The sequence below is a fragment of the Ihubacter sp. rT4E-8 genome, from assembly GCF_049852125.1.
In the GTDB taxonomy this organism is placed as follows: Bacteria; Bacillota; Clostridia; order Peptostreptococcales; family Anaerovoracaceae; genus Senimuribacter.
In genome coordinates, this window is the sequence record NZ_CP187532.1 from 1,445,855 (window position 1) to 1,459,725 (window position 13,871).

General features: G+C 41.3%; 14 protein-coding genes. 10 read left to right on the top strand and 4 right to left on the bottom strand.

Annotated features, from left to right (window positions below; genetic code table 11):
- Positions 1–16 precede the first annotated feature (16 nt).
- Positions 17–649 carry a thiamine diphosphokinase gene (locus ACPW7J_RS07185; protein ID WP_425757469.1) on the bottom strand — a complete coding sequence of 211 codons (633 nt, stop codon included), beginning with the start codon at positions 647–649 and terminating at the stop codon, positions 17–19.
- An 87-nt stretch (positions 650–736) separates the two neighbouring features.
- On the opposite strand from ACPW7J_RS07185, the gene ACPW7J_RS07190 reads away from it, so the two are divergent.
- The 6 genes from ACPW7J_RS07190 to ACPW7J_RS07215 all read left to right on the top strand — a co-directional run bounded on the left by ACPW7J_RS07190 (position 737) and on the right by ACPW7J_RS07215 (position 6,843).
- Positions 737–1,516, top strand: coding sequence for a DUF975 family protein (locus ACPW7J_RS07190; RefSeq protein WP_161873209.1), 780 nt, complete (start codon positions 737–739; stop codon positions 1,514–1,516).
- A gap of 117 nt (positions 1,517–1,633) precedes the next feature.
- On the top strand, positions 1,634–2,743 hold the full coding sequence (locus tag ACPW7J_RS07195; protein WP_161873208.1) for a hypothetical protein: 1,110 nt from the start codon (positions 1,634–1,636) through the stop codon (positions 2,741–2,743).
- 39 nt (positions 2,744–2,782) lie between these two features.
- Positions 2,783–4,555, top strand: coding sequence for a Na/Pi cotransporter family protein (locus ACPW7J_RS07200; RefSeq protein WP_425757471.1), 1,773 nt, complete (start codon positions 2,783–2,785; stop codon positions 4,553–4,555).
- 256 nt (positions 4,556–4,811) lie between these two features.
- A complete protein-coding gene (locus tag ACPW7J_RS07205) occupies positions 4,812–5,498 on the top strand; it encodes a hypothetical protein (protein ID WP_425757473.1) in 687 nt (228 codons plus the stop codon).
- A gap of 609 nt (positions 5,499–6,107) precedes the next feature.
- Entirely contained in the window at positions 6,108–6,641 is a 534-nt protein-coding gene (locus ACPW7J_RS07210; RefSeq protein ID WP_425757475.1) for a hypothetical protein, read from the top strand.
- A gap of 13 nt (positions 6,642–6,654) precedes the next feature.
- Positions 6,655–6,843, top strand: coding sequence for a hypothetical protein (locus ACPW7J_RS07215; RefSeq protein WP_425757477.1), 189 nt, complete (start codon positions 6,655–6,657; stop codon positions 6,841–6,843).
- Positions 6,844–7,076: 233 nt separating this feature from the next.
- Here ACPW7J_RS07215 and ACPW7J_RS07220 read toward each other — a convergent pair whose 3' ends face one another.
- Genes ACPW7J_RS07220 through pepF form a run of 3 tightly spaced genes read right to left on the bottom strand, consistent with a single transcriptional unit; the run spans position 7,077 to position 10,597 of the window.
- Positions 7,077–7,973 (bottom strand): RluA family pseudouridine synthase, encoded by an 897-nt coding sequence (locus ACPW7J_RS07220; RefSeq protein WP_161873204.1) that lies wholly within the window; start codon positions 7,971–7,973, stop codon positions 7,077–7,079.
- An 8-nt stretch (positions 7,974–7,981) separates the two neighbouring features.
- Complete coding sequence (locus ACPW7J_RS07225) at positions 7,982–8,785, bottom strand: NAD(+)/NADH kinase (RefSeq protein ID WP_161873203.1); 804 nt, start codon at positions 8,783–8,785, stop codon at positions 7,982–7,984.
- 12 nt (positions 8,786–8,797) lie between these two features.
- A complete protein-coding gene (pepF, locus tag ACPW7J_RS07230; protein WP_425757479.1) occupies positions 8,798–10,597 on the bottom strand; it encodes an oligoendopeptidase F in 1,800 nt (599 codons plus the stop codon).
- Positions 10,598–10,665: 68 nt separating this feature from the next.
- Between pepF and murI the strand changes: the two genes are divergently transcribed.
- From murI to ACPW7J_RS07250, 4 genes are all read left to right on the top strand, one after another.
- On the top strand, positions 10,666–11,487 hold the full coding sequence (gene murI / locus ACPW7J_RS07235; protein WP_161873201.1) for a glutamate racemase: 822 nt from the start codon (positions 10,666–10,668) through the stop codon (positions 11,485–11,487).
- A 50-nt stretch (positions 11,488–11,537) separates the two neighbouring features.
- The gene (locus ACPW7J_RS07240) at positions 11,538–12,068 is read left to right on the top strand and encodes a hypothetical protein (protein WP_161873200.1); all 531 of its coding nucleotides are present in this window, start codon (positions 11,538–11,540) and stop codon (positions 12,066–12,068) included.
- A 55-nt stretch (positions 12,069–12,123) separates the two neighbouring features.
- Positions 12,124–12,318 (top strand): hypothetical protein, encoded by a 195-nt coding sequence (locus tag ACPW7J_RS07245; protein WP_161873199.1) that lies wholly within the window; start codon positions 12,124–12,126, stop codon positions 12,316–12,318.
- Between the two features lie 148 nt (positions 12,319–12,466).
- Positions 12,467–13,822 carry an amidohydrolase family protein gene (locus ACPW7J_RS07250; protein ID WP_425757482.1) on the top strand — a complete coding sequence of 452 codons (1,356 nt, stop codon included), beginning with the start codon at positions 12,467–12,469 and terminating at the stop codon, positions 13,820–13,822.
- Positions 13,823–13,871: the final 49 nt, after the last annotated feature.

Sequence of the window (13,871 nt, forward strand, 5' to 3'; positions counted from 1 at the left end):
ACTGATAGCCTGTCTTCTACTCTTTTTTTTCTATATCGTCGGAAAGAATGACCAACAGGCGGCCTTCCGTGAAAGTAACAGAGGCTTCTTTCTTCACAATTTCATTACTGACACCTAAGGTAGTCTCATTTGTCAGAAGATGATTGGTCAGAGGATATTTGACGCCTCTGAGGGTTACATTTTTGGCCTGCAGACCGTAGCTGATAATACCCATATAGCGATAGGTGTTTTTTGGTATAACAGTGCGCCCCGGCTCTATCATGAAGACATAATTCTGTCCGTCTGTAAATGCGAGGTGCTCCAGCTTGCCGCAGTATTTAGCCAGCATACCCAGATTTCCCATAGTATGATCAAGCCGGCCTCCCAGACCGCCTAACACGGTAATATGGGAGAAACCCTTTGATACGGCTAAATCAATGGCCGCTTCACTGTCGGTCATATCCTTTTCCATGGGCAGAACAATGATATCCGGCAGTTCAGGGCGGGAGGAAGAATCATAATCGCCGATGAGAATGTCAGGAACAATCTTTAATTGCTGTGCAATAAGAAATCCGCCGTCAGCGCAGATGACGGTATCAAAGCTGCTGCGGTTTAAACAGACGGCATGCAAATGTTCCACATGGGAAGTTATAACTAAAGCTTTTTTCATGCGATTTCTCCAATTTCATTTGTATTTATCCAGCAAATATTATATAATAATTCAGGGAATAAGAAAATAGTAAAAAGGAGTTTTTGCATGAATAACATTATTGTACGTGAAACATCATCAGAGATTAGAGCTATTGCAAGAAATGCTTTGCGGGAGAATTGGGGAAAAATAGCCATTGCAATGGCTGTATATTATCTCATGACGGTTACAATCCCGGCTCTGTTGTCGGATATTCTTCCTTTCGGGGTATATCAGGAGTATAACGAGATCCTAGGCCGTTATGTGTCGTTTTCATCTATAGTAGGTTTATATGGATTTGTACTGGAAGGTGCGTTTACATTAGGTTTGTGCAGCTTCCTGCTATCGTTCTTCCGTATGAGAGATATCAATCCAGGATATCTGTTCAATGGTTTTGAGCGTTTTGTTAAAGCTTTCTGTTTAATGTTCATGATTGGGCTGTTTAGTTTTCTGTGGGGATTGTTGTTTGTCGTTCCAGGCATTATCGCCTATCTTCGCTATAGTCAGGCATTCTTTATTTTAGAGGATCATCCTGATTGGGGCGTTATGGAATGCATTGCTGAAAGTAAACGAATCATGCAGGGAAACAAATCGCGGTTTTTCTGCTTGAACCTTTCCTTTATCGGATGGATTTTTCTGGCTTCACTGCCTTCCGCATTTCTTCCATTTGACTTCTTTATTGGAAGTGGAATCATTTCTACCATAGTGGACTTTATTATGACCATTCCGTATTTCTTTGTCATGGCATATCTGCACACAGCTGACACAGTGTTCTACGAATTGTCCAGTCAGCATCTGACCGCGGCACAGAAGGAACCGGAATTTAGAGAAGAAGATTATCATTTCTAGTGAATAAAATCTAAAACAGCTCTGCACCTATTACAGACGGCAGAGCTGTTTGTTTGTAACAAATGACAAGCGCAATTTCATAGTATACAGGGAGATTAAAGTATTGGAGGAATTGCATTGACAGTTGAACGTCACTATTTCCCCGGCAATAACACGCCAGAGGGATTCTTTTCTTACTACGGATACATTATGGGTCAGCGAGAAGCGTCAAAGATCATTTGCATTAAAGGGGGACCAGGTACAGGTAAATCTACATTTTTGAAAAAAGTGGGAGAGAGGTTGTCTGAGGCTGGCGAAAGCGTTGATTTTCTTCATTGTTCTGCTGACGAACAGTCTTTGGACGGTATCATCGCTACAGGAAAAAGAGTAGCGATAATTGATGGAACCAGCCCCCATGTGATAGATCCGATTACCCCTGGAGCAGTAGATTCTATCATTAATTTCGGGGATTTCTGGAACGATAAAAAAATTGCGGACTGTAAAGAGGATCTCATTGCAGGAAATGAGGAATGCTCACGTTGGTATAAGATTGGATATAATTATTTGGCAGCTGCCAGAAATATCTATGACACTATGGCGGCAATCCATAATGAGGGAATTGAAATGTCTGAAATTTACAAGCTGGCCGCGGACATCATTGCCAGAGAGTATAAAAAGTATGATATTTCAATTAAAGCAGGGAATATCAAAAGATTTTTTGCTACAGGCATTACATCCACAGGTATGGTGTCCTATGTGAAGACGTTATTACAGAATACGCGTCGGATTTACTTTGTGAACGTACCGGAGGGATGCGGAAACTGCAGTTTTATGAACATTTTGATGGAAGGGGCGGTTTATCGCGGCTTTGATGTAGAGGCGTATTACTGTCCGATGGATCCGAGGGAGAAAATAGAGCACTTGATCGTACCGGAGCTTTCTCTCGCATTTGTTACCACTAATAAATGGCATGATTTAGAGCCTTGGGAAATATCCTGTGAGGACGACGATGTACGTGAAATTACGATGATCGATATCAACGATTTTGAGAGTACCTATTTCCTGGAGAAGCGGTCAGGGCTCTTGAAAAAGTTATCTGGTCATTACAGCAGTTTATTGGAGGAAGCTGTTTCTGCCATGGCGGAAGCAAAGAGAAATCACGATTTAGTGGAGGAAATGTATGTTCGAAACATGAATTTTGAAAAAATTGACAGATTAGTTGAAAACATAGTCGCGGATATAGTATAATTTTGTTGATAGATTTTTACGTAACATGGAGATGAACGAGTGGATTTACAATCAATACTTACAATGCTGGGAGGCATTGGACTGTTTCTGTACGGCATGAAGCTGATGGGGCAGTCTCTGGAGCGCTTTGCCGGCGCGAAGATGGAAAAAACCCTGGAAAGGCTCACAAGTAGTCGGGGTAAAGGCGTCTTGCTGGGAGCCGGGGTGACTGCGGTCATCCAGAGCTCCTCGGCGACAATTATTATGGTAATCGGTTTTCTAAACGCGGGAATTTTGAAACTGGTACAGGCAGTACCGGTTATCATGGGAGCAAACATTGGTACTACTGTAACGGCGCAGATTCTTAGACTGGGAGATCTTGATAATGAGAATATTATTCTGCAGCTTTTAAAGCCGGCGTCTTTCGCACCGATCTGTGTGGTTATCGGCGCGTTTGTCATGCTGATTGCTAAGAAGAATAAATCTAAGGATAAGGCCGGAATCGCGGTGGGACTTGGAATTTTGTTTATCGGTATGAATATGATGGAGTCCAGTTTTAAGCCTTTGGCCAGTTCACCGGAGTTCATGCAGATTTTCCTGGTGCTGACAAATCCGATTCTGGGCGTATTGGCAGGTATGGGCGTTACCATATTATTGCAGAGTTCTTCAGCGTCTGTAGGCGTATTACAGGCAATGTCTGCTACGGGAGCGATTACTTTTTCTATGGCCGCGCCAATCATTATTGGTCAGAATATCGGTAAGTGTGTTACGGTTCTTTTGGCAAGTATCGGAACCAATAAGAATTCCCGCCGTGCTGTTTGCATAGATATAACCATGTCTCTATTGGGAGCAGTGATTTTCCTGATTGCAATCTACGCATTCCAGGGAATTATCGGTTTTTCTTTTTGGGATACGCCTGTAAACAGAGGAAGAATCGCGGATTTCCATACGCTGTTCAACCTGGTTACCTGTCTGATTATGCTACCGTTTGTGAACGGTCTCATAACGATATCGAAGAAGGTTGTAAAAGAGAAAAATGTATCCAAAATCGATGAAGAACTGTCTATGCTTGATCCAATCTTTGTAACGACGCCGTCTATCGCGCTGGAGCAATGCCGAAAGGTTATGTTTAATATGGCTGCGACGGTGATGGAGAGTTATAAGCTTTCCACAGAATGCTTGTTTACATATAAACAGGACAATTGTGATAAGGTTCGTGAGAATGAGGAATTTTTGGACAAGACGGAAGATGTATTGGGCGAATACCTGATTAAGATTACGGAACAGCATTTAGTTGGAGAGGATAATCGTCTGGCTACGGAGTTTATGCATACCGTAGGAGATTTTGAGCGTATTGGGGATCACTGTATGAACTTTATTGACGTTGCTGAGTTTAACGAAGAACAGGGAATTTCTTTCTCCAACGAGGCGATACATGAAATGGAATATCTGCAGAGAGCCGTAGGCGAGGCTCTTACGATTACCGCGACTGCTTATCAGGAAGAAAAGGAGAGCGTCACACATAAAATTGGGCCTCTTGAAGATAATGTGGATTATATGGTGGATATATTGAAATCTAACCATATTGACAGGTTAAAGAGAGGCTTGTGTAGTAATCAGGGAGGTATCTCATATGTGGAAGTCCTTAATAATATGGAGCGTATTTCTGATCACTGTATGAATATCTCTACCCATTTGCACCAGAGACTTCATCAGGAGGATCTTGATTCTCACAAGAGTGAAGTATTTAACGAAGGATCTGATGAATATAAGGCAATGACAGTGTATTACGAGAAGCAGTATATTGATCCGATTAAAAATCAGCAAATATAAATCAAGAGATTGAAACAGGCGATTAGCCTGTTTTTTCTTGAGACAGTATCGTTACGACCATTACGTGAAAAAAACAGCGGAAGCACCATAAATGTACTGGATAGCGGCGCCTGGAAAGTGGTATCCTATAACCAAGGAAAGCACTTTGCGAAGACAGGTATTTTGAATTATTGGATGAATATCCGTATCCGATTATTTGTTGTAGAATATTAGAAGGCAGCGAAAAATTTTCTTTTAAAATACTGGACAGGTAAAAATGAAATTAAAAATTGATTCAAAAGTTAATTATGATGTTAATGTGCACATTATTACAGACACAGAAAAAGTAGAGCAAAACTTGAAGGCAGAGGATACTTGCCAATTTACAATTCAGGGAAGTCACGCGGTTTTAGTTTTTAAAGAATGCAAGTCGAATTTTTTAGTCACTATTGTTGAAAGGATATTAGTTATTGTAATAAATTATATATATTATTGTATTTCTTATGATGATTTCTCAGAAACACGCCTTCTTACTGGAATTTCTTCATGTATAAAATTGACTATAGAGACTCCGCAAGATAGTCAGACTTTTGTAAATATCCAATATTTTACGGATGAGGCGCTGAGCAACGGTGGTATTGATATTGCTAAGGTGGTCTCAGAACAACCTGTTAGAGTAAATTATAAATTGGATGAAGGTGAGTTTATTAAGACTGAACGACAGTGGACAAAAGAATCGTGTCTTTACATGCTTCCGGCTATTCTTATTATCGTAATTGGAATATATATAGGTATATTGAATGGGAATTATTTTCTTATAACAGTAATGAGTGTATTATTTATTGGACTGACTGGATTAATTTGGAGATTTATTCATCAAATAAATAGGAAGATAGAGGAGAATATGGCGTATTTGAAATATCGATTAGAGAAAATGCGTACTGAGATTAATTCAAAAAATTAGTATTCAATGAAAAGGAAGACATGTCGAAGGTAAAAAGGTAAGCGAAAAGTAATGATTTGTAACATTGGAAAGGTGAGTGTTTCTTGATGCTAAGAATTCTTTTCTACTTCGTAAAACTATCGGTGAGAGTTGTCGCAACTATCTTTTCTCTAAGTAAAAGTGAAAGTAGATCATATTACCATATTAACTACAGCGAAGAATTAGGTTTCAATGAAGAAGATTATCGGAAAGCCCCTGGCGCAATTATTGAGTTTCCAATTAAGTTTGAGGAGTATGAGAACTTTCATGATAGAGAGGAACTTGAATCCGAAATAGAGTCGTGAATTATTGTTTTTATGAAAGAGAAATGGAGCAACGTTTTTGAGTTCGCAATACCAGTTTTTTCATATATATAGTTATTATAAGAGGAACTATATTTTGAAGTTTTTTATCCAGAAATTGCAAACACCTGTAGATTCATATTCAATGACTCGGGGATGTTATATGCAGCTATTCGAGATAAATGGTTTGATGACGCAATAAAGCACATAAAATATAGCGCTAATAGAGAGCCGTTTACGGGTACAGCTGTAACGATTTTAGAAAATCTATTTGGAGGGATTTTAACATATGGAAGATTGGAAGATAAAAGAATATTCAGAACTGGCGAATCAAATGCTTTGCCAGGTATATACGAAGAATAATGTAAATCGCATGAAAAATACAATTGCACATAAAAAAGATTTTCAAGTTCAGTATTCGAGAGGAGGTCTTTTAATAGCAAGAGGATATTACTGTCCTAGCCTATTGGAAGAAATTTTTATTACAAATGTACGACGAGGAAAATTATTAGCAAGATCTACGAAAAGGAGACCGGACTATTGTTATTACTTTGACAAAGGTAAGCTGATATTAGTGCAAAGAAATCTGGATGATGAAACTGTAAGATACGAATGGATTGATCGAATCGGAGATTTTGAATATTCTTTATACATGGAGGATTCTGATAATTGCCAAATAATAATATCAAGATACTATAATGGAAAAATTATAGAAAATACTTTATTAACATCTTTTTCTGCAGGGTATTTTGATTTAGTTTTGGAAACTTATAATTATGATCAGAATAGACTGGTTTTCGCTACTGGAGGAGAGAGAAACTAGCTGGAAGCAGCTTTTGGATTTAACTGCGTTTGCAGTGCGAAAGCTGCAAGAAGAAAGATTTTTTAATAAAGTATTTGGGAAAGATATAGCGGTGATTATTCACGGATATGATTATGAAGACGTAGAATTGGAAGCAACGCGACAAGCAAATCCAAATAATCAAGCCAAAGAATTCTTTAGTGCCTTGAAGTTATTTATGTAACATGATTCGACAAGTGATTCAGGGTGTCAATATTTACTGTGGTATGGCTGATACTGATTCCGAAGAACCGACGGTATTCAGAAAAAAATAAGACATGAATAATTTATATTGGATTAGTTTTGAAAGAGTATAGCGATTAAGAAGACCGGCATCGTGTTGGACCGGTCTTCTGTTTTCGTACCGTAATACTTTGACGTGTACGCAACGTCTCGATAGATGCCCTTTGATAGAACTTATTGATCGATTCGCTTAAGGACTAACAGCATATCTTCAGGCAGGGGAGCTTCCAGAGTCAGGGGTTGTTTGGTAACCGGATGCTGAAAGGACAGTTTATAGGCGTGAAGGGCTTGACGGGGCAGAAGGGTAGGATTGAGACCGCCGTAGAGATGATCGCCTACCAAAGGGTATCCGATATGAGACATATGTACTCGAATCTGATGGGTGCGTCCGGTTTCCAAAAGAAGCTCCGCCATGGTAAACCCGGATGAGTACCGCTGAAGCACTCTGACGTGAGTGACGGAAGGATATCCGCCTTCTTGCATAACGCCGCGGCGTACATCTTCCGGATCGGGTCTGCCAATAGGAAGATCAATCGTAAATTGATCCTCGGGGATAACGCCGTTAACAATGGCGATATACCGCTTTTCTGTTGCATTCGCTTTCATTTGTTTAACTAGTTCGTCCTGTGCATGAGAATTTTTGGCTACGATAAGAAGGCCTGTCGTATCCATGTCAAGCCGATTGACAAAACGAATTTTGAATTTCTGATCAGTGTCTTTCATGTATTTCATCAATCCGTTTGCCAGAGTGTGGCAGGGCTTACCTTTGGTAGGATGGACTGTAATACCGGACTGTTTGTTAATAATCAGCAAATCGTCATCCTCATAAACTGCATGGATGGGAATATCTTCTGCAGGAAAATCGCTGACTTCTTCCGGCAATTTTACACTTAGAATATCTCCTGCTTTTGGAGTGATCCAGCCGGGTGTTTCCTGACCGTTGAGAAAGACAAGATGCTGATATTTCAGCTTTGACAAAAGACGGCTGGAAAAGCTGAATTTTTGCCTCAACAGGTTTTTTACGGGTGTGTTTTCGTCTTTTTTTGTGACAATGTATTCGAATTTTGCCATTATTACCTCTATAAGAATTTACTTTTGACTTTCGTCCAGAAATCGTAATTTTCAAATCGCATCAGGTTGATGACAATGTCTGAAAAGGTGACTTCGATATCTTCCACTTCATCGTAGACCGCAGTGTACCCATCGTAGGTGACACAAATCCCATGAGATTTGCCGCCGGGATCGGGTACGACGCCCAGAGATAAATCGCTAGGCAGCAGTATGCTGGACGTAAAGGAGCGGTATGCTGTGGTATTCATAGGGGCGATCGGCGTGACCTGCAGGATTTTCAGACGGGGATCTACAATGCTGCCGCCTAAGGAGTAGTTATAGGCTGTGCTGCCTGCGGGGGTTGCGATCAAAAGTCCATCGCCGGAAAAACGTTCAATAAAGCTGCCGCCTATGGAAATATTTAAGTGAACCGTATAGGTGTCGTTACCTTTAATAACAACTTCATTCAGTCCGACGTGTTCAGCACAGCCTTTCGGCGTACGGACAATGACCTTTACTGTGGATAACGGCTGAATAGAGTAGCGTTCTTGTGTATAATTAAAAATAAAGTCATCCAGCATAGTAGGCATAATCTCCTGGAAAAAACCGAGATGACCTGTATTGATGCCGATAATGGGCATAGTAGGGTAGTCATACCGATGAATGGTTTCCAGAAACGTACCGTCGCCTCCGATGCAGACCAGCAGATCTGCATCAGGTTTATAATTTGGCAACAGGGTAAAGCCGGAGTTGTCCAGCTTTTGCTTCAGTTTTTTTTCTGTTCGTTTCGATGTTTCGCTGTCGTTAGCGTGTATAAAGACTTTTTTGTTCATAGCAGTTCCATTTTACAATAATTCTTCCAGTTCTTCAACCAGCTTCTTGAATGTTTTCATAGCTAAAATTACAGGTTCCTTGGTACTCATATCTACGCCGGCGATTTTCAGCAGTTCTACAGGGTAATCACTGTCGCCGGTGGTTAGAAATTCTTTATACGCATCTCTTGCCAGCGCGCCTTCGTTCAGGATCTTCTGAGAGATTGCTGTCGCGGCAGAGTAGCCGGTGGCGTATTGATATACGTAAAAGCTGCGGTAGAAGTGGGGGATGCGAGCCCATTCATAACGGATATATTCGTCTTCAGAAAGGGCAGGGCCGAAATAAGCTTTGTTCAGCTTATCGTATTCTTCACAGAGCCATTCTGGCGTTAGGCTGCCGCCGTTCTCGACATATTTGTGCGTCATAGCTTCAAATTCCGCAAACATGGTTTGCCGGAACAACGTGGTTCGGAAGGCTTCAATGTGCAGATTGATCAGATATTTGCGCATCTGAGGATTCGTTTCTTTTGCAAGAAGATGCTGCATCAGCAGAGATTCATTGACTGTCGATGCTACTTCAGCAGTAAAAATAGAATGGCTTCCATAGGTAAACGGCTGTGTTTCACGGGTATAGCTGGAGTGCATGGAGTGGCCCATTTCATGTACAACAGTAAATACATCCTGCAGCGTGTCGGTATAGTTGAGCAAAATGTAAGGGAAGCTGTCGTAAGAGCCGAAGCTGTAAGCGCCGCTAGTCTTACCCTCGTTTTCATAGACGTCGATCCAGCCGGAATCGACACCGTTTGAAAGACGCTGGATATATTCTTCACCGAGAGGGGCGAGGCCTTCCTTCATAATTTGCAGCGCTTGCTGATACGGTACGTCTTTCTTTGGAATTTCTACTAAAGGTACATAAATATCATACATTTTTAGTTCATCTACGCCGAGCAGCTTTTTTCGGAGGGCAATATAGCGATGAAGAACTGGTAGATAATCATGGACAACAGAAATCAGATTATCGTAAACTTCTTCGGGGATATTTCCGCCGGATAAGGCAGAAGCTCTGGCAGAAGGGTATTTTCGGATTCTGGCGCTCACTACATCAGTCTTTACGTTATAGTTATAGGTCTGTGCGATGGTGTTGATTAACCCTTTATACGCTTCGTAAACATGAGTATATGCTTCTTTTCTTACTCGACGGTCGTGAGATTCCATAAATTTGATATAGTTGCCGTGAGTGACCTCTGCCAAATCGCCGTCTTCATCTGTTATTTCTCCAAATTTCAGATCAGCATTGTTAAGCATGGTAAAGATCGTATCTGTTGCATCGGTGATTTCGCTCATCTGTGCCAAAATATTTTCTTCCTCTTGGCTTAGTACATGTTGCTTTTCTCTGAGAATATCTTCGATGACGAAACGGTATTGTGCAAGAGCCGGTTCTGTATCCAGGTAATTGCGAAGTGTTTCTTCTGGCGCAGAGAGAAGTTCCGGCGTAAAGAAGCTCATGGAAGCGCCAACTTTTGCAATGATGGAGTTCACCTTATCGTGCATTGATTGCTGAGCGGCTACCCGATTATCTTCATCTAGCTTCATACGCGCATAGACGTAAGCACGTTCTAACTTCTGCCAGATTGCGTCCTTGGCGTTCATGGCTTCAGCCAGAGTTTTTGCGCTCTCTGTGAGCTTCCCCTGATATTTGCTGAAAGAATGGGTCATTTCAAGAACTAGTTGGATATCTTTTTCCCACGCATTGGCGTCGGCATACATAGCTTCTATATTCCACTTGTATTTTTTATCGATTTCATTACGGTTTTTTAATTTTTTGTTTCCCATTTCTACCTCCTGTAGTATAATAGTAAAGATATGATTAGTATAACACAAATCTGAAAGGAATTACATAGATGGATAACAGACCGATTGGTTTTTTTGATTCAGGACTGGGAGGATTGACCAGTATTCCACATATTATGAAGCTGTTGCCGGATGAGCGGATCATTTTTTTCGGAGATACTGCAAGAACGCCGTATGGCTCCAAATCACCGGATACGATTCGCCAGTTTACAATGCAGATCGGCGACTTCCTGGTAAGAAACGATGTGAAAATGATCGTTATTGCTTGCAACACGGTGAGCGCTACGTGTGTTTCTGATTTACGCAGGGCATATCCTCATATTCCGATTATCGGCGTGATTTCCCCGACGGCAAAAGTCGTGGCTGCGTCTTGTTCACAGAAGGATCGTATCGGCATCATCGCTACAAAAGTGACGATTCGCTCGGGGGCATACGAGGAGAGAATTAGAGAGGAAAGTCCAGATCTTCAGCTTTTTGCAAAAGCCTGTCCTGCTTTTGTGCCATTGATTGAGGAAGGTATCATTGATCATGCGATTATGGACTTGACCATACAGTATTATCTGGATGATTTTATACGTGATAATCAGATCAATACGCTGGTTTTAGGTTGTACCCATTATCCTTTAATCGCGTCTAATATCAAAAAACTTTATCCGCAGATACGTATTATCAGTTCTTCGAAGGAAGTGGCAACAGCGGTGGAAATTGAATTATCGCGCAGAAATATGCTTGCCGAAGGTAAGTCCTCTGATCAGATGGAGAATATATTCTACGCCAGCGATTTGTCCGAAAACTTCGTCAACATGATACAGACGCTTTTAGGTCAACAGGAGGATGAATTGAATATTAAATTTAAAAATTTAGATTTATAGAGCGAATCAGATTATGAAAGATACAGATACAGGAGGAAGGATATTATATTATGGATAGAGACGAGCTTTTTGCGCTGCTGGATATTGAGAATGGCGAACAGTTTGAATACTTTGAGAATTTTGCTGACTTTGCTGAATGTGACAGCGCCGTCGATGATGATGCTGTTTATGAACTGATGACTGAGGTTAATATGAAGACGTTTGCAGAGTTATGCGAAAGCTACTTCTATGATTTACTAGAAAGCGTACCGGGAGATCAGATCGATGTATATAATCTTTTGGAGAATATCAAAAGGGCGCTGATCGGACTTTCGGAAGCAGCAGGCAAGGGTGAGGAGAACGCTATTTTAAAGTTGGCGGATGAGTTTAACAGGTTCAGGATATGGTATTCTCAGGACAGCATTGTGGAATGCCGCAATCTGGCGACAAATCATGTGCAGAACATGTCTGTGAGAGACTCTTTGGTAAACGCTCGCTTGGAAAAGCTGGATGGAAGTGAATATATTTATGATTTTTCCCAGGCAGTGGAATATCCGTTAGAAGAATATATCATGACATACGCTGATCTGGTCAGTGAATGAGTAACCAAAGAAGCTTTCTGCGCATATAGTAATAGAAAAAACAGGAGGTTTCTTTATGGGTGATTTCAGGAATGACTGCTGTGACTGTTGTGAACCGAAACCGGATTGCTGCTGTCCGCCGCCAAACAATTGCAATAATGACGCGGGAAGTGGATGGGGAATTCTGATTCTTCTTATTGTACTGTATTTCCTTTTCTGTGGAAATAATGATAACAATCGAGGCGGAGGGCTCTTTGGAGGACTGTTTTAATCGCCGGTATTTTTGAACAGGAACATATGAAATCCCCGGTCTTTTGGCTGATGCTGAAAGCGCCGGGGATTTTTCTTCCTCTTGTTATTTTTTGCTTTAGATGATAGAATGATGTAATAATACATATTATTCTGGGAGGTGCTTAGAGATGATGGACTTATTATTGATCAATGGACAGTATCCGGATTTTCAGTCCGGAGAAATGAAATATGCCAATGTTGGAGTGCAGGATGGAAAGATTACTTATATTGGGTCAGAGACGCCTGAAGCAGTTAAAACAATTGATGTTGCAGGGTGTGTAGTTTCTCCCGGCTTCATTGACATCCATATGCATGAGGAAAACTTCAAAGAGGAAGGGGAACATTATGTTATCGCGCAGATGATGCTGGAAATGGGTGTCACCACCGCGGTAGGCGGTAACTGCGGGATTCAAAAACAGGATCTTTCGGAATTTAAAGCTGTTCTCACACGTCTTGGAGGAAGTCCGGTTAATTACATCATGCTGGCAGGCTATAATCAAATGCGGTACAAGCTTGGAATCAAGAGATACGATGCGGCGACAAAGGAGCAGAGAGAAACAATCAAAGCTCTGCTCAGGCAGGAGCTTGAAGAAGGCGCTTATGGGATTTCTTTCGGTATTGAATACGATCCTGGGATTACTTTGGAGGAAATGCTGGATGCGTTGACCGTCAGCGATGATCCTCATTTGCTCGCGGCGGCCCATTATCGTGAGGACTGCCTGACAAATATTGATTCTATTATGGAGATGATTGAAATTGCGGATAGAATTCCTATGAAGTTTCAGATTTCCCATCTGTCCAGCTGCTCTGCAATGGGACTGATGGATGAATCGCTTGCGGCGATCAATCATGCCATGGAAAAAAATCCTCGGTTGGATTATGACACTTATCCATACAACGCATTTTCCACCTATATGGGATCTGCTGTATTTGAGGACGGTTGTATTGAAGGCTGGCATAAGGATTACAGCGACATTCTTCTTACCGATGAACCATATAAGGATGTGCGGTGCGACCGGGAGACCTTTGTAAAGGTTAGAGAAGAATATCCTGATATGCTTGCAGTCGCTTTTGTGATGAACGAGGAAGAAATTGCCTCTGCAATCGCCAACAAAAACGGCATGGTAGCCAGCGACGCTATCATCAATAACGGTAACGGACATCCACGGGCAGCGGGAACTTTCCCGAGAGTGTTGGGAAAATACGTTCGAGAGGATAAAGCGCTGCCTCTGATCGACGCGATACGAAAGATGACACTGGAACCGGCAAGAAGATTGGAGCTTTCTGATAAAGGCAGAATTGAAATCGGATGTGACGCGGATATCACAGTGTTTAATCCTGATACGGTGATTGACGGCGCAACGTTCTCTGATCTTCATATTCAGCCGGAGGGAATCGAATATGTATTTATCGGCGGAAATATGGCTATGGATCACAAGAAAACTGTAGATGGCAGATTGGGTAGATTTATCAGTTATAAATAGATATAGAAAAGTAAAGCGCTTGCTGATCATAGCAGGCGCTTTTAGCAAA